Origin of the sequence: Yoonia sp. 67-2, assembly GCF_035117555.1 — a bacterium.
GTDB lineage: Bacteria > Pseudomonadota > Alphaproteobacteria > Rhodobacterales > Rhodobacteraceae > Yoonia.
The window spans coordinates 1-16,512 of sequence record NZ_JAYKPK010000004.1; the positions used below are offsets into that span (position 1 = coordinate 1).

Below are 16,512 nucleotides of genomic sequence, written 5' to 3' on the forward strand. Positions count from 1 at the left end.
CTGCGGTTCTCTTCCTCCATGGCTTTCATCTGGCTGACCATGGATGCATCCATGCCCCCATACTTCGCACGCCATTTGTAAAACGACGCATTGCTCATGCCATGTTCACGGCAAAGCTCGGCCACCGGCACACCACCTTCGGCTTGGCGCAGGATCGCAAGGATCTGGGGTTCGCTATATCTGGTCATCTTCATTCAAAATCTCCTCGTTCATCTTGCCGAGAAAATTCTACTTCCGCAGCCCCTTACTTTCGGGGGGGATTACCCTTGGTTTATTGATGGTTTTGAGGACGGAATGTTTCGGCGCACATCATCGCAGAATGATCGCCTGCCGCCTAAGGAATGTGGAAACTCCACCACACCGTTTGGGGCGGGAGAAGTAGCCGCTGTCCAAGCGATGATCGTTGACATCTGCCTTGATCGATTGCTCAGGGTCGGTATGTATGACACTTGGCGGACATGGTGGGCGTCAGACCAAAGCCTCGCCCAAACTGGGGGGCAATGGACCGAGGAGTTCTTGGCTATAAAGCCGACAGCAGTGGTATCGGGGGTGATAGAGCGACAATGGCCGTGATCCTAGAAGGTGATTGTGTCATCGCGCGATTTAACAGTGTGACCGTCCATTTTTCGCCTGACGTGCTTAGAGTTTTTGATGATCACCGCCAGAAAGGTTGGTTCAGCAGGGAGGCTGGAGGACAGCTGTTTGCTGAAATCGATGGAGGAGTCTGGCATGTCACCTCAGCTACGGGGCCCAGAGTGGCGGATCGGCGGGGTCGCTTTTACTTTTGGCCGGACCGCAAGACTGAGCAGAGTGAGATCGACCATCATTTCATGACCGGACTTGAATATGTTGGCGACTGGCACACCCATCCGGAGAATGTGCCAGCACCGTCGGACGACGATACTGTCAGCATCCAGAATGTCGTCAGGGAATCGACCTTCTATACTTCGGGGCTGCTTCTTTGTATTGTTGGTCTTGCTCCATTTCCTATGGGGTTGCATGTATCGTTCCATGATTAATAGCCGTCATCCGCCGCGCGCAACGATTGCATTGCTAATGATCAGCGTTGGCAACTTTTCTCACCGGCATGAGAATAGCTATCAAAAATCTGTAGGTGTCGATCTGACAACCGTATAGAGCCGTTAGTTCCTCTATCGGTCCAGTAATGACCATTCAGCTCTATCGGTGGCCGGCCAAGCACTTTATACTTGAAGCTTCCATAGTGAATATGACTTGTTCTCTTTGAAGTGATCGCTGCATTCTTTCGAAAAAGGATTCCTGGATCACTTTGATAGACACCATAAATATAAATAGTTCCATCTTCCTGAAGATCGAAGCTGCTCGCCACCAGAAAAGACTCTGACTCTTCGGTCATTAATCTAATCGATATCTTTAAGAAGGATTGTCGAACAGCTGCGAACCCAGCGGTAGGTGGAACAATCTCACCACTAATTGGGCTAACATATGACGATTGGAGTACGACTCGCCAAGTGCCATTCAAGTCTGGCCTCTTGCAAAGCAAGCTCACGGGCCATACTCTCCAAAGGTAGCTATTAAAGAGCCAGACAGCCGAGGTTAGCGTTGCAAGCGTCAGGGAGTACGGTTTGACGTGATCCCATGTCAGCTCGATGCCGAGAACCCATAGGGAAGCTCCCCAAACCGAAACGGCTATGATAAGTAGGGCTGAAATTGAGGTCCGGTTTAGCAAAATGACATCCATGCACCAAGAATTGAAGGCGGTAATAAATACTCTATCGCGCAAAGGTTTGCCTTTCCACCCTGCAATATTTGTGTTTTCGACTGGCCAAGTGTCTGGCGAGGACTGTGTCCCAATGGATCGCTCTCCGATGCCGAGGGTTGGCACTCCGTTTAAAGCCGATTTTCTCTCATTTTTAAATGAAGCAATCGAGATAAACCCCAGTGTACATGATGGAGCGATGGTCTTTAGTAGGCGTTCCGCTGAAGAGCCGTACTATTTAGTATCTTGGTCGATGCGGATCGTCAGTAATCACATTTCTCTGTGTTCGAAGCCAAACCTTGGTTCGGCTTACAATAGTGCGTTGTCGTTATCGCTGGCCGAATGTGTGGATATATGCTGCATTATAGGGTTAGATCGCATTACCTTTTTTGAAAGCGGATGCTCCTTCTCGGAGCTAAACGGGGCAGAGGGTCATCATTCCAGCTAATTATTGGCACACCCCTCATGAAAAGACATCCATATCCTGTACATAAATTTGACTATTCATATCAGCGATCGATTGCAATTTTATTTCTTTGGGTGGCGTTAGACCGAACCTATATAGGTTCATATAGAGCGCTGGTTTCGTAGTCGTGGCCAGGTTTGAGCGCCCGATAAACTTCTTTCCGCCCGACGAGGCGACTTTCCCTTACGTCAATTGACTCGCAACGTATCAATGACGGTTGCTCTATCAAGGTCTCCGCCCTGTTGCACTGCTGTCAAACCGCTTTCCGCCCGTTGTGACGTTGCCATGGGGGCGCAAGGTTCGTAAATCCAGATAGTATACCAACTAAAGGTTCCATTAATCGTATTTCGGCCTCCGGATTTGATATACCTCTTTGCGTCAGGACTCCTCTGGCAACACATGTACGCTTATTTCGGGTGGTAACCCCAACCCAAGTATGGAATTGACTCGATGAAACCACGAAACCACCCGGACAGCCACGAACTGCACGATTGGTCCATGTACGGACCGAAGGATCCGGAGATAGCCAATCTAGTTGATCGGCTTGCTTTTGATCACGGGTTGCGGGTGCATGAAATTGAGGCAATTATTTTGCGGGCACTGCAAGAGCGGTTGGCTTCAGAGGGGACTGGAAGCGCTTCGCACCCGTTAGATCAAAGCGATAGCTAGAGAGTCCGAGGTGCATCGGGAACTACAACACGTCAAACCGCTGATCGCCTCGGCTCGGGCTGCAGACCCTCAAAGTTCAACACAATGGAAAAAACGCTGTCCAAAATGGAACATCTATGTGTCCCTTTTCAAATGAGAATTGGTGGAGCCAAGGGGAATCGAACCCCTGACCTCTTGCATGCCATGCAAGCGCTCTCCCATCTGAGCTATGGCCCCATTTGCAACCTGCGTTGCGCTTGCTGTCTATGCAGCAGGCCGGGCGAGATCAAGTGCTAATCGCGCCCGGATGTCAGCTTTTAATCGTCGTCGGTCTTGGCTGCGACATCGCCCAGATCGTCGAAGGACACAGTGTCTTCGTCGTCGTCATCTTCCAGCACGTCATCGCCCAGATCGACATCCTCGTCTTCTTCATCGTCGAGGATTAGATCTTCGTCTTCATCATCGGTGTCACGCGATTTCTTGGATTGCAGATCTTCCGCATCCGCCACCATGGTGCGGGTCTTGGATGTGTCGACGGCCACCTCTTTGCCCGTATAGGGGCTGATGATCGGTGTCGCATTCAGGTCGTAAAAGCGTTTGCCGGTCTCGGGGCAGACGCGTTTGGTGCCCCATTCTTCATTTGGCATAGGCTATCCCTTCAAAAACTTGGTCGCCCCTTGCGGGTGATCGACGCCAACTGCCATAAGCAGGACGAGGTGTCAAAGGCTTTGGCGCAGGTGAATATAGAAAGCTGGATATGGGCCGTCACGTGCTGCATGGCAACCCCCCGATTGAGGTGACATTGCGCAAATCGGCCCAGGCGCGGCGTTTGTCGCTGCGGATCTCGCGGCTGGACGGGCGGGTGACGCTGACCATGCCGGTCAACGCCCCCGAACGCGAGGGAATCACCTTTCTACGCGAAAAGGAAAGCTGGCTGCGCGGGCATCTGGGGCAGATGGTTCCCGCCGAACAGATCAGCATTGGCAGCGTTGTGCCGGTGCAGGGCAGGGCACTGACGGTAGTGCAGGGGGCGGGGCTGCGGGTCAGGCTGCTGGACGACCGGATCGAGGTGCCTGCCAATCGCAATGCCTGTGCCGCCATCCGTGCGCGGCTGCGGGCGATGGCGCGGGACGCGCTGGCCGAGGCGTCGGACCGGCATGCCGCGACTTTGGGGGTCAGCTATGCAAAGCTGTCCATCAGGGACACAAGATCGCGCTGGGGGTCCTGTTCCAGCAAGGGCGTGCTGATGTATTCTTGGCGGCTGATCATGGCCCCGCCTGCCGTGCTGGATTACGTCGCCGCGCATGAGGTGGCGCATCTGCGCGAAATGAACCATGCGCCCGCCTTCTGGAATGTCGTCGCCCATCTCTGTCCTGACTACGCTGCGCATCGCAAATGGTTGCGCGATCACGGTGAAACCCTGCACCGGCTGCGTTTCGACGATTGACCGGGGCGCCGTTTGTGATCACATATCACCCATGCTGATCCAGCCCCGCCCCGTCGATTCAACCACCTCTGCCCATGAACGGGTCTACCGGGCATTGCGCACGCAGATCATGCATGGCGAGATCGGCCCAGGCGAGGCATTGACGCTGCGTGGCATCGGCAAGACTTACGCCGTCTCGATGACCCCCGCGCGCGAGGCTGTGCGCAGGCTGGTCGCGGAAGGGGCATTGTTTCTGTCGTCCTCTGGCCGCGTCTCCACCCCCGCGCTGACCAATGAACGGATCGAGGAACTGGCGACCTTACGCGCCCTGCTGGAACCGGAACTGGCCTCGCGCGCTTTGCCGCGTGCCCACTTTGCCCTGATCGACCGGTTGGAGGCGATCAACCAAGGCGTCAGCCAGATGGTCGCGCGCCATGATGCCTCTGGCTATATCCGCATGAACCTGGAATTTCACCGGATGCTCTATCTGCGCGCGCAGGCCCCCGCCATGCTGGCAATGACCGAAACGGTCTGGCTGCAACTTGGCCCCACGATGCGCGCGCTTTACGGGCGATTGAACCGCAAGGACCCGCCTTATCATCACAAGCTGATTCTCGGTGCGCTAAAGGCTGGTGACGAACCCGGCTTGCGGCTGGCGATCCGCACCGATGTTACGCAAGGCTTGCGGATGCTCAAAGGCTGACCTGATCGCAGCTAGCCCTGCCGGTCCAGATCCGCAATCGCCAGATCCAGCGCGCGGCGGACATCCGGGCCCGGCATCCCGATGCCATAGGCCAAACCGGTGATAAATTCATATGTCGCCTGCGAAATTCGGCCATGTCTGATAGCGACCCTCAACACGCCGCCCATCATGACGTCTTTCTCGTGGTCGCGCAGCCCATGTCCGAAGGCGATGAAATCATGCGCCGTCAGGTTGGTGGTGATCCGATCCGAAAGCTGCAGGATGTCCGATGCGGCAAAGGTCCAGCCCGTCAGTTGGTGTGCAGCATCACGGATCAGGGCCGCTTCTGCTGCGGTGACCACACCATCGCATTTGCCGGTATGGCACATCGCGGACAAGGTCCGTGTCGCCGCTTTCTTGCGCAGCGGCGCGCTGCCGCGCCGGACAAGGAATTTGACCCGCCGGATCACCAAAGCAGTGCCGCGATCAACAGCCTTTTCATCATTCACCCTGGCCTTCAACGAATCTTGACGTAACGTAAAGTCATGGATTGTGGCGGGGTTATGGTCGCCTGTTATTTGAGGCGGAAATAACCATACAAAAGGCGGCGATCCTTTCGGGATCGCCGCCTTTTGTCAAAATAATCCGGTGTCGGTTCAGGCGTGGATCGCGCCGTCGCCACAGGCAAGCGCTGCCTCACGCACCGCCTCGGAATAGGTCGGGTGGGCGTGGCAGGTGCGGGCCAGATCCTCTGCTGCCGCGCCGAATTCCATCGCGACGCAGATTTCATGGATCAGATCGCCCGCCATCGGCCCGATGATATGCGCGCCCAGAATGCGGTCGGTTTCCTTATCGGCGAGGATTTTCACAAACCCTTCGCCTGCAAAATTCGCCTTGGCCCGCGCATTGCCCATGAAGGGGAATTTGCCAACCTTATAGGCGCGGCCTTCTTCCTTCAGCATTTCCTCGGTGGCACCCACATTGGCCACCTCGGGGTGGGTATAGATCACGCCGGGGATCACGTTGTAGTTTACATGCGGGTGCTGCCCGGCGATGCCTTCAGCGACGGCCATGCCTTCATCCTCGGCCTTATGCGCCAGCATCGGGCCAGCAATCGTGTCGCCGATCGCGTAGATGCCCGGCACATTGGTCGCATATTTGCTGTCGGTCTTGATCTGGCCACGCTCGGTCATCTCGACACCCAGTTCTGTCAGGCCCAGACCTTCGGTATAGGGTTTGCGGCCTGTGGCGACCAGGACAGTGTCAGCCGTCATCGCATGTTCGCTGTCATCCTTGCGCAGCTTATAGGTCACTGTGGCTTTGCCGCCTTTGACCGTCACACCCTGCACAGCCGCGCCAAGGGTGAATTTCAGCCCTTGCTTGGTCAGCATCTTCTGAAATTGCCGCGCCACCTCTGCATCCATACCGGGGGTGATCGCGTCAAGATATTCGATCACCGACACATCGGCACCCAGACGGGCATAGACCGACCCAAGCTCCAGCCCGATCACGCCTGCGCCGATCACGACCATGGTTTTCGGGATCTTGCCCAGTTCCAGCGCGCCGGTGGAGGTCACGACGGTTTTTTCATCCACCTCGACACCGGGCAGGCTTGCGGGGGTTGACCCAGACGCGATGACGATATGCTTCGCCTCATGCACATCATCGCCGACCTTGACCTTGCCGGCCTCGGGGATGGTCGCCCAGCCTTTGATCCAATCGACCTTGTTTTTCTTGAACAAAAACTCGATCCCGCCGGTGTTCTGCGCGATGGTGTCATCCTTATAGGACAGCATCTGTTTCCAATCGACGCTTGGCGCTTTGCCCTTCAGGCCCATCGTGGCAAAGTTATGTTCCGCCTCATGCAGCATATGGGTCGCATGCAGCATCGCCTTGGACGGGATACAGCCGACGTTCAGGCAGGTGCCGCCCAGCGTTTCGCGGCCTTCGACGCAGCCGACCTTGAGGCCCAGTTGCGCCGCGCGGATCGCGCCGACATAGCCGCCGGGGCCTGCGCCGATAAAGATGACATCATAGCTGGACATGGGATAACTCCTTGAGACTTCAGAACAGGGCCGAGATGATCATCAGCATGGTGGCGGCAAAGCCGACCATCCAGATCACCGACCGCCAGGGGGTCAGGCCGAAATAATAGGCGGGGATGTAAAGCACCCGCGCGCCAAGATAGGTCCAGGCGCAGGCCGCAGACAGACCTGTCGCCTTATCGCCGAGCGTAACGACGACAACGGCCAGCGTGAATAGTATTAAACCTTCAAAATGGTTATTTAGCGCGCGGAACAGGCGCCCGGTTCTGACGCTGACCTGCTCGATCAGCGGCTTGCCCAGACGGCCCGGATCACGCGGCCCGGCGGTTTTGCCGGGACCAAGTTCGAGGTTCGCAGGCACGGCCATCAGGAGGAATTGCACCCCTTGGAGCAAACCGGCGAGGGCGAGGACGGTGAGTTCGGGGGTCATCGTTTTCCTAAAATGTTGCTAGGGTCATGCGTCCGTTTCTCGGCATGAGCGCAATCAATGTTGTCACACTTGAGGTGTTTTTCCTGAATTCCAACACCACCCATCTCCGGATGCGGTAGAATACGTTCAGTTTTGAGATTGCCTTCCTGGCAGACGGGACAGACGTCTCCTGAAGTTGCGGCTTTAAGTTTAGATTTTAAATCCGCAATTTCCTTGTCTTTTGTTAAGCATGCTTCTTTTGCGTCTAACAATGCGGTTCTTGCTTCGAAAGCAGCCTCTTGAAGTGTTAAAAGTTTTTCTTTCAACTCAATTTGGTTCGATGCGCCATCAAGCTCTCTTAGTTGCTTGATTATGGCAAGTGCTTGCGATGCCGCTGAAAGTCCACTTACTAGATCCACTTGAGCTTGCTCCTTAAGAAGTATTCGAGGCTGCGCGACGTTTCAGTGGTCGGGGTAAACCCCGACCTACGTAGGGCGGGGTTTACCCCGCCACACCGATCACAAATCCATCAACAACCGGCGCGGGTCTTCCAGCGCCTCTTTCACGCGGACAAGGAAGGTCACAGCGCCTTTGCCGTCCACGATCCGGTGGTCGTATGACAGCGCCAGATACATCATCGGCCGGATCACCACCTGACCGTCAATCGCCATCGGGCGGTCCTGAATCTTGTGCATGCCCAGAATACCCGATTGCGGGGGGTTCAGGATGGGCGAGGACATCAGCGAGCCATAGACCCCACCGTTGGAAATGGTGAAGGTGCCGCCCTGCATTTCGGCCATCGACAATTTACCGTCGCGGGCCTTGGCCCCCATGGCGGCGATGGCCTTTTCAATCTCGGCAAAGCTCATCTGGTCGGCATCGCGGATCACCGGCACGACAAGACCCGTGGGCGTGCCAGCGGCGATGCCCATATGGACGTAGTTTTTATAGACCACATCGGTGCCGTCGATTTCGGCGTTCACTTCCGGCACTTCGTTCAGGGCATGGATACAGGCCTTGGTGAAGAAGGACATGAAGCCCAGTTTCACGCCATGTTTCTTGGCGAACAGGTCCTTATAGGCGTCGCGCAGCGCCATCACCTCGGTCATGTCGACCTCGTTATAGGTGGTCAGCATCGCGGCGGTGTTCTGGCTGTCTTTCAACCGCTTGGCGATGGTCTGGCGCAGGCGGGTCATCTTGACACGCTCTTCACGGGCTTCATCGCTGGCGGCAACCGGCGCGCGTGGCGTGGCCGCGGGGGCAGGGGCGTCGGATTTCGCGGTCAGTGCTTTGAGCACGTCTTCCTTCATCACGCGGCCATCTTTGCCGGTGCCTTTGACGTCGGACAGGTTATTTTCCGACATCAGTTTCTTGGCGGATGGCGCGTCCTCTGGGTCACGCGGCTTGACGTCTTCCGGCCCTGCGTCGGTCTGGGTGACAGCAGCGTCGGGTTTGCTTTCGGCTTTCGTCTCAACCTTTGGGGCAGCAGCAGTGTCGCCTTCGGCGATCTGCGCCAGCAGCGCGTCAACGCCGACTGTGTCGCCTTCGGCGGCAACGATTTCGGACAGCACGCCAGCGACAGGGCTAGGCACTTCGACCGTCACCTTATCGGTTTCCAGCTCACAGAGCATTTCATCGACGGCCACGGCATCGCCGGGTTTCTTGAACCATGTGGCGATCGTCGCCTCGGTCACGGATTCGCCAAGTGTGGGGACGCGGACTTCGGTGGTCATTACTTTGTTCCTTTGATGGTCAGCGCGTCATTTACCAGCGCTTCTTGTTCTGCTTTGTGCTTGCTGGCCAGACCGGTGGCCGGGCTGGCGGCGGCGGCGCGGCCAGCATAGACCGGGCGCATATGCTTGGCCTTGATCCGGGTCAGCACCCATTCCAGGTTCGGTTCCATAAAGGCCCAGGCCCCCTGGTTCTTGGGTTCTTCCTGACACCAGACCATTTCCGCGCCTTTGAACCGTTCAAGTTCCTTCATCGCCGATTGGGCGGGGAAAGGATAAAACTGTTCAAACCGCAGGATATAGACATCATCGATCCCGCGCGCATCGCGTTCTTCGATCAGGTCGTAATAGACCTTGCCCGAGCACATCACGACGCGCTTGATCTTGTCATCCGCGACCAGCTTGGTGTCGGAATGGCCATATTGCGCATCATCCCACAAAACGCGGTGGAAGCTGGACCCGGTGGTGAATTCCTCTTTCTTCGACACGGCCAGTTTGTGCCGCAGCAAGGATTTCGGGGTCATCAGGATCAGCGGCTTGCGATAGCTGCGGTGCAATTGGCGGCGCAGCAGGTGGAAATAATTGGCAGGTGTGGTGCAATTGGCGACGATCCAATTGTCACCGCCACACATGGTCAGGAACCGTTCCAGACGCGCGCTGGAATGTTCCGGCCCTTGCCCTTCGTATCCATGTGGCAGCAGACAGACGAGGCCCGACATCCGCAACCATTTGCTTTCGCCCGAACTGATGAACTGATCGAACATGATCTGCGCACCATTGGCGAAATCACCAAACTGCGCTTCCCACAGGGTCAGGGCATTGGGTTCGGCCAGCGAATAGCCGTATTCGAAACCCAGAACCGCATATTCCGACAGCATCGAATCGATGACTTCGTATTTCGCCTGACCTTCGCGGATATTGTTCAGCGGGTAATAGCGGTCTTCGTTTTCCTGATTGATGAAGGCCGAATGCCGTTGGCTGAACGTGCCGCGTGTGCTGTCCTGACCGGACAGACGGACAGGGTAGCCTTCCAGCAGCAGCGATCCAAACGCCAGCGCCTCGCCCGTGGCCCAGTCGATGCCGGTGCCGTTTTCGAACATCTGCGCCTTGGCGTCGCGCAACCGGTCGATGGTTTTATGGGTCGGGAAATCATCCGGCACGGTGGTCAGCGCCTTGCCGATGGCAAGGAAATCACCTTCGGAAATCGCTGTCTTGCCGCGCTGGTATTTCTTTTCCTTCATTCGGTCGAGATGTGACCAGCGCCCGTCCAGCCAATCAGCCTTGTTGGGTTTATAGTTTTTGCCGGCCTCGAATTCCTCGTTCAGATGGGCCTGAAACGCGGCTTTCATATCCTCGATCTCGCCTTCGGGGATCAGACCGTCCTTGACCAGACGCTCGGTATAAAGCGTCAGCGTCGTTTTTTGCTTCTTGATCTTGTTATACATGACCGGGTTGGTGAACATCGGCTCATCGCCTTCGTTGTGACCAAAGCGGCGGTAGCAGATGATATCCAGCACCACATCTTTGTGGAATTTCTGGCGGAATTCGGTCGCGACACGGGCGGCATGGACCACAGCCTCTGGATCATCGCCATTCACGTGGAAAATCGGGGCTTCGACCATCAGCGCGATATCGGTGGGATAGGGGCTGGAGCGGCTGAAATGCGGTGCGGTGGTGAAACCGATCTGGTTGTTCACCACGATATGCATCGTGCCACCGGTGCGGTGCCCGCGCAGACCGGACAGGCCGAAACCTTCAGCAACCACACCCTGACCGGCAAATGCCGCATCACCATGCAGCAGGATCGCCATGACCTTGGTCTTGTCGGTGTCTTTCTTCTGGTCCTGTTTCGCGCGGACCTTGCCCAGCACAACCGGGTTCACAGCCTCAAGGTGGCTGGGGTTGGCGGTCAGCGACAAATGGACGGTATTGTCGTCAAAGCTGCGGTCATTCGAGGCACCAAGGTGATATTTCACGTCACCGGAGCCATCGACATCCTCTGGCTTGAACGATCCGCCCTGAAATTCGTTGAAAATCGCGCGGTAAGGTTTCTGCATCACATTCGCCAGAACCGACAACCGGCCCCGGTGCGGCATGCCGATGACGATATCTTCCATCCCCAACTGGCCACCGCGTTTGATGATCTGTTCCATCGCGGGGATCAGGCTTTCGCCGCCATCAAGGCCGAACCGCTTGGTGCCCATATATTTGACATGCAGGAATTTTTCAAAACCTTCGGCCTGCACAAGGCTGTTCAGGATCGCCTTGCGCCCGTTCTGGGTAAAGCTGATTTCCTTGCCGTAACCCTCAATGCGTTCTTTCAGCCAACCGGCCTCTTCAGGGTTGGAAATATGCATGTATTGCAGCGCGAATGTGCCACAATAGGTGCGTTTCACAATGGCCATGATTTCGTTCATGGTCGCAACTTCCAGGCCCAGCACGTTGTCGATAAAGATCGGCCGGTCCATATCCTTGGCGGTGAAACCGTAATTGGCCGGGTCCAGTTCCGGGTGCGGCACGGTTTCGCGCATGCCCAGCGGGTCCAGATCGGCGATCAGATGACCCCGGATCCGGTAGGCGCGGATAATCATCAAGGCGCGCAAGCTGTCCAACACGGCGGTGCGCACCTGTGCTTCGTCCAGCGACACGCCTTTTTCAGCAGCTTTCGCCTTGATCTTATCGGCAGCGGCGGCAGGTTCCGCAGGCCATTGCCCGTCCAAAGCGGCGGTCAGATCGTCATTCGGCACTGGCGGCCAGTCGCGGCGTGCCCAGCTTGGGCCCGCAGCCTCGGCCTGCGCATCGGCGGGCGCATCGCCAAGGCTGCGGAAAAACGCCTGCCAGCTTTCATCGACCGCCCCGGGATTATCGGCATAGCGCGCGTAAAGCTGTTCCACATAGGCCGCGTTATGCCCCTGCAAAAAGCTGGAAGCGTGGAACACATCGTTGGGGGAATGGTCGTTCATGGCTGGGGACCTTTGTTAAATATCGTCCGGCGGGGGCTGGCCCCCGCCGCAAATGGGTGTCGGGGTGAAACCCGATTTACCCGATGGCCTTCAAGACCGCCTCGCCCAGCGTTGCAGGGCTGTCGGCCACGATGATGCCGGCGGATTTCATCGCTTCGATCTTGCTTTCGGCATCGCCTTTGCCGCCTGCCACGATGGCACCCGCATGGCCCATGCGACGGCCGGGAGGGGCGGTACGACCTGCGATGAAACCGGCAGTCGGTTTCCAACGGCCCTTTTTCCGCTCATCAGCAAGGAACTGCGCCGCTTCTTCTTCGGCAGATCCGCCGATTTCACCGATCATGATGATCGAATGGGTCTCATCATCGGCTAGGAACATTTCGAGGATATCGATATGTTCGGACCCTTTGATCGGGTCGCCGCCGATACCCACGGCAGTCGATTGGCCAAGGCCGCTGTCAGATGTCTGTTTCACTGCTTCATAGGTAAGCGTGCCGGACCGCGACACAACCCCGACCGACCCGCGGCGGTGGATATGGCCCGGCATGATGCCGATCTTGCAGGCGTCGGGCGTGATGACACCGGGGCAGTTCGGCCCGATCAGGCGGGATTTCGACCCTTCCAGCGCGCGCTTGACGCGCATCATGTCCAGCACCGGGATACCTTCGGTGATGCAGATGATCAGTTCCATTTCGGCGTCGATGGCTTCCAGAATGGAATCAGCCGCAAATGGCGGCGGCACATAGATGACCGAGGCGTTGGCTTCTGTCGCATGACGCGCTTCGTGGACCGAGTTGAAGACGGGCAGGTCCAGATGGGTGCTGCCGCCTTTGCCGGGGGTCACGCCGCCGACCATCTTGGTGCCGTAGGCGATGGCTTGTTCGGAATGGAACGTGCCCTGCGAACCGGTCAGGCCCTGGCAGATCACGCGGGTATTTTCGTTGACGAGAATGGCCATATTGGTGGCTCCTTGGGAAATCTGGGGGGTACGGCGGGGTGAACCCCGCCCTAGGGTTTAACCTTTGACGGCTTTCACGATCTTCTGCGCGCCATCTTTCAGGTCGTCGGCAGCGATCACATCAAGGCCGGAATTGCGGATGATTTCCTTGCCTTTCTCGACATTGGTGCCTTCCAGACGCACGACCAGCGGCACTTTCAGTCCCACCTCTTTCACCGCAGCGATCACGCCTTCAGCGATCACATCGCAGCGCATGATACCGCCGAAGATGTTCACAAGGATGCCTTTGACATTGGGGTCAGAGGTGATGATCTTGAACGCCTCGGTCACCTTCTCCTTGGTCGCACCGCCGCCCACGTCGAGGAAGTTGGCAGGCTCGGCACCGTAAAGCTTGATGATATCCATCGTCGCCATCGCAAGACCGGCACCGTTCACCATGCAGCCGATTTCACCATCCAGCGCGATATAGTTCAGGTCGTATTTGCTGGCAGCAAGTTCCTTGGAATCTTCCTCGGTCTCATCGCGCAGGCTGGCGATATCCGACTGGCGGTACATCGCATTGCCGTCGAACGACACTTTGGCATCCAGCACCTTCAGATCGCCCTTGTCGGTCACGATCAGCGGGTTGATTTCCAGCATCTCCATGTCTTTTTCGGTGAAGGCTTTGTAAAGCTGGCCCATCAGGGTGACGCATTGTTTCACCTGCCCGCCGGTCAGACCCAGCGTGAACGCAACGCGACGACCGTGGAATGCCTGATAGCCGGTGGCCGGATCAACGCTGAACGACAGGATTTTTTCGGGGGTCGAGGCGGCGACCTCTTCGATATCCATCCCACCTTCGGTGGAGACGACGAAACTGATGCGGCTGGTCTGGCGATCCACCAGCAGGGCGAGGTAAAGTTCAGTCTCAATCCCGGACCCGTCTTCGATATAGACCCGGTTCACTTGCTTGCCTGCCGGGCCGGTCTGATGCGTGACCAAGGTGCGGCCCAGCATTTTCTTGGTTTCCTCGGCAGCTTCTTCCACCGATTTGCACAGGCGCACGCCGCCTTTGTCGCCGGCATCGGCTTCTTTGAATTTGCCTTTGCCACGGCCACCGGCGTGGATCTGCGCCTTGACGACCCAAAGCGGTCCGTCGAGTTCACCGGCAGCGTTTTTCGCGTCTTCCGCGCGGGTGACGGGGCGACCGTCGGAAACGGGCGCGCCGTAGCTGCGCAGCAATGCTTTGGCCTGGTATTCGTGGATATTCATAAGGCATGTCCAATTTGACTTCGGTTGCAGCAGTCTAAATCATAGAAAATCCCATAATTCTAACTGAAAATTCAACCGCACGCGGAATATCCGACATTTGTGATCACTTGTTCAAAACGTGTGATCACAAATTTCCCAATCGCGCCACGACCAGCCATTTTCCGCCGTTTTCAAGGATTCGCGGGGGTGATATCAACCTGTCATGACCCATGATGCCCCCCTTTGGTCGGTTGTCGCAACCGTTGATGAACCGCTTGTGCTGGTGCAGGCCTTTGTCGCCTGGCATCTGGCCCTTGGCGCGGCAGAGGTGACGTTATATTTCGACCGCCCCGATGATCCGGCGGCACAGATCATGGAACAGGTGCCGCAGGTCCGGGTGATCCGCTGTGACATGACCCATTGGCAAGAGCGCCGCCCGGCGAAACATGAGGTCCGGCAGGTTCAGAACGCGACCCAAGCCTATCGCGCCTGCACGGCGGATTGGTTGCTGCATTGCGATGCGGATGAATATCTCTGGGCGCCGGGCGGGGTGTCTGCCGCATTGGCCGCCATGGCCCCGGCGATGGATTGCGCCATCGTGCCGGTGGCGGAGCGGGTCTATCTGCCCGGCACCCAACCCATGGCGATCTTTGACGGCGTCTTTCGCCGCCCCTTTACCAGCCCGGCGCGGGTCGGGGCCAGGGTCTTTGGCCCCGATTATGCGCTGACCCGTGGCGGTCTGGCCGGTCATATGCAGGGCAAGGTGTTCACCCGCACCGGGCGCGGTCTGGAATTGTCGATCCATCGGCCCAAGGCGAAATATGCCTGCCGGATGGCACCTGTCACTGGCGTGGAATTGTTGCATTTCGACGGTCTGACGCCGCAGCATTGGCTGCGCAAGCTGCGGCTGCGGGCTGAGATGTTTGCCCATCACGGCGGCATGGCACCATCGCCGCACCGGCAGGCCCAGATCGATGCGATCCTTGCTGATCCGCAGGGTGGGATGGCGGTGCATGACAGGGTGAAACGGCTGACGCCGGATCTGGCCCGTATCCTGACGCGCAAGGGCCTGCTGCTGCACGCGCCCTTTGATCTTGCGCCGATGGTCGCGGATCTGTTCGGTGCGGTCGATCTGTCCTGCGCCAGCATTGATGCGCAGCAAAAAGGGGCCGCCACTGGCGACCCCCTCAATAGACTTGGTGGCTGATCAGGCCAGCGAACCGTCGATGCCTTTGCAAGCCTCGACCAGACCTTTGACGGCATCGACGGATTTGTCGAACATCGCCTGTTCGTCTTTGTTCATCTTGATCTCGACCACGCGTTCGATACCACCGGCACCGATCACGGTCGGCACGCCGACATAGAAGCCGTTCAACCCATAAGCGCCATCGACATGGGCGGCACAGGGCAGAACGCGTTTCTGGTCTTTCAGAAACGCCTCGGCCATTTCAATTGCCGAAGTCGCGGGCGCATAGAAGGCAGAGCCGGTTTTCAACAGGCCGACAATCTCTGCCCCGCCGTCGCGGGTGCGCTGCACGATGGCGTCCAGCTTGTCCTGCGTGGTCCAGCCCATGTCGACCAGATCGGGCAGAGGAATGCCAGCGACAGTGGAATAGCGGGTTAGCGGGACCATCGTATCGCCATGGCCGCCCAGCACGAAAGCGGTGACATCGCGCATCGAGACGTTGAATTCTTCCGCCAGGAAATGCCGGAAGCGGGCCGAATCCAGCACGCCTGCCATGCCGCAGACCATGTGATGCGGCAGGCCGGAAAATTCGCGCAGCGCCCAGACCATCGCATCGAGCGGGTTGGTGATGCAGATCACAAAGGCATTCGGCGCATGAGCAGCAATGCCTTCGCCGACGGATTTCATGACTTTGAGGTTGATGCCCAGCAGATCGTCGCGCGACATGCCCGGTTTGCGGGGCACACCTGCGGTGACGATGCAGACATCTGCGCCCGCGATATCGGCGTAATCATTGGTGCCTTTGAAGCTGCCGTCGAATTTCGCGGCGGGGCCGGATTCAGCGATATCAAGCGCCTTGCCCTGCGGGATGCCTTCGGTGATGTCGAAGAGAACAACATCGCCGAGTTCCTTGACAGCCGCCAGATGGGCGAGCGTGCCACCAATCTGTCCGGCACCGATAAGCGCGATCTTGGGTCTGGCCATGGAAATATGTCCTTTGATGGTTTTGAATTCCGCGCTTTGGGTAAGCC

General features: G+C 57.5%; 16 protein-coding genes and 1 tRNA gene. 4 read left to right on the top strand and 13 right to left on the bottom strand.

The features are described 5' to 3' along the window. Nucleotides 1–194, bottom strand: a 194-nt coding sequence (locus VOY09_RS07530; RefSeq protein WP_322893768.1) for a transposase, incomplete at its 3' end; no start/stop codon positions are given. Between the two features lie 369 nt (nucleotides 195–563). Here VOY09_RS07530 and VOY09_RS07535 point away from each other — a divergent pair. Then, on the top strand, nucleotides 564–1,019 hold the full coding sequence (locus VOY09_RS07535; RefSeq protein WP_322894137.1) for a Mov34/MPN/PAD-1 family protein: 456 nt from the start codon (nucleotides 564–566) through the stop codon (nucleotides 1,017–1,019). Between the two features lie 41 nt (nucleotides 1,020–1,060). Here the strand turns inward: VOY09_RS07535 and VOY09_RS18275 are convergent, their stop codons facing one another. From VOY09_RS18275 to VOY09_RS07545, 3 genes are all read right to left on the bottom strand, one after another. Beyond that, complete coding sequence (locus tag VOY09_RS18275) at nucleotides 1,061–1,720, bottom strand: hypothetical protein (RefSeq protein WP_416236743.1); 660 nt, start codon at nucleotides 1,718–1,720, stop codon at nucleotides 1,061–1,063. Nucleotides 1,721–3,013: 1,293 nt separating this feature from the next. Continuing rightward, nucleotides 3,014–3,089 (bottom strand) — tRNA-Ala (locus VOY09_RS07540). An 80-nt stretch (nucleotides 3,090–3,169) separates the two neighbouring features. Continuing rightward, on the bottom strand, nucleotides 3,170–3,499 hold the full coding sequence (locus VOY09_RS07545) for a TIGR02300 family protein (protein WP_322894136.1): 330 nt from the start codon (nucleotides 3,497–3,499) through the stop codon (nucleotides 3,170–3,172). Nucleotides 3,500–3,609: 110 nt separating this feature from the next. On the opposite strand from VOY09_RS07545, the gene VOY09_RS07550 reads away from it, so the two are divergent. Beyond that, entirely contained in the window at nucleotides 3,610–4,299 is a 690-nt protein-coding gene (locus tag VOY09_RS07550; RefSeq protein WP_322894135.1) for a SprT family zinc-dependent metalloprotease, read from the top strand. A gap of 31 nt (nucleotides 4,300–4,330) precedes the next feature. Further along, nucleotides 4,331–4,981 (top strand): GntR family transcriptional regulator, encoded by a 651-nt coding sequence (locus VOY09_RS07555; RefSeq protein ID WP_322894134.1) that lies wholly within the window; start codon nucleotides 4,331–4,333, stop codon nucleotides 4,979–4,981. Between the two features lie 11 nt (nucleotides 4,982–4,992). Here the strand turns inward: VOY09_RS07555 and VOY09_RS07560 are convergent, their stop codons facing one another. The 8 genes from VOY09_RS07560 to sucC all read right to left on the bottom strand — a co-directional run bounded on the left by VOY09_RS07560 (nucleotide 4,993) and on the right by sucC (nucleotide 14,316). Next, nucleotides 4,993–5,469: a hypothetical protein gene (locus VOY09_RS07560; protein ID WP_322894133.1), complete on the bottom strand. Its 477-nt coding sequence runs from the start codon at nucleotides 5,467–5,469 to the stop codon at nucleotides 4,993–4,995. A gap of 147 nt (nucleotides 5,470–5,616) precedes the next feature. Continuing rightward, nucleotides 5,617–7,005, bottom strand: a complete 1,389-nt coding sequence (gene lpdA / locus VOY09_RS07565) for a dihydrolipoyl dehydrogenase (protein WP_322894132.1) — start codon at nucleotides 7,003–7,005, stop codon at nucleotides 5,617–5,619. Nucleotides 7,006–7,024: 19 nt separating this feature from the next. Beyond that, entirely contained in the window at nucleotides 7,025–7,435 is a 411-nt protein-coding gene (locus VOY09_RS07570) for an MAPEG family protein (protein ID WP_322894131.1), read from the bottom strand. Continuing rightward, nucleotides 7,432–7,833: a hypothetical protein gene (locus VOY09_RS07575; RefSeq protein WP_322894130.1), complete on the bottom strand. Its 402-nt coding sequence runs from the start codon at nucleotides 7,831–7,833 to the stop codon at nucleotides 7,432–7,434. Before VOY09_RS07575 ends, VOY09_RS07570 begins: the two co-directional genes overlap by 4 nt. A gap of 99 nt (nucleotides 7,834–7,932) precedes the next feature. After that, nucleotides 7,933–9,147: a 2-oxoglutarate dehydrogenase complex dihydrolipoyllysine-residue succinyltransferase gene (odhB, locus tag VOY09_RS07580; protein ID WP_322894129.1), complete on the bottom strand. Its 1,215-nt coding sequence runs from the start codon at nucleotides 9,145–9,147 to the stop codon at nucleotides 7,933–7,935. Further along, nucleotides 9,147–12,107 (bottom strand): 2-oxoglutarate dehydrogenase E1 component, encoded by a 2,961-nt coding sequence (locus tag VOY09_RS07585; RefSeq protein ID WP_322894128.1) that lies wholly within the window; start codon nucleotides 12,105–12,107, stop codon nucleotides 9,147–9,149. Before VOY09_RS07585 ends, odhB begins: the two co-directional genes overlap by 1 nt. A gap of 76 nt (nucleotides 12,108–12,183) precedes the next feature. After that, entirely contained in the window at nucleotides 12,184–13,065 is an 882-nt protein-coding gene (gene sucD, locus VOY09_RS07590) for a succinate--CoA ligase subunit alpha (protein WP_322894127.1), read from the bottom strand. A gap of 57 nt (nucleotides 13,066–13,122) precedes the next feature. After that, nucleotides 13,123–14,316 carry an ADP-forming succinate--CoA ligase subunit beta gene (gene sucC, locus VOY09_RS07595; RefSeq protein ID WP_322894126.1) on the bottom strand — a complete coding sequence of 398 codons (1,194 nt, stop codon included), beginning with the start codon at nucleotides 14,314–14,316 and terminating at the stop codon, nucleotides 13,123–13,125. Nucleotides 14,317–14,518: 202 nt separating this feature from the next. Between sucC and VOY09_RS07600 the strand changes: the two genes are divergently transcribed. Continuing rightward, entirely contained in the window at nucleotides 14,519–15,502 is a 984-nt protein-coding gene (locus tag VOY09_RS07600) for a glycosyltransferase family 2 protein (protein WP_322894125.1), read from the top strand. Here VOY09_RS07600 and mdh read toward each other — a convergent pair whose 3' ends face one another. Further along, nucleotides 15,503–16,465, bottom strand: a complete 963-nt coding sequence (gene mdh / locus VOY09_RS07605; protein WP_322894124.1) for a malate dehydrogenase — start codon at nucleotides 16,463–16,465, stop codon at nucleotides 15,503–15,505. It lies immediately after the preceding gene. Nucleotides 16,466–16,512 lie beyond the last annotated feature (47 nt).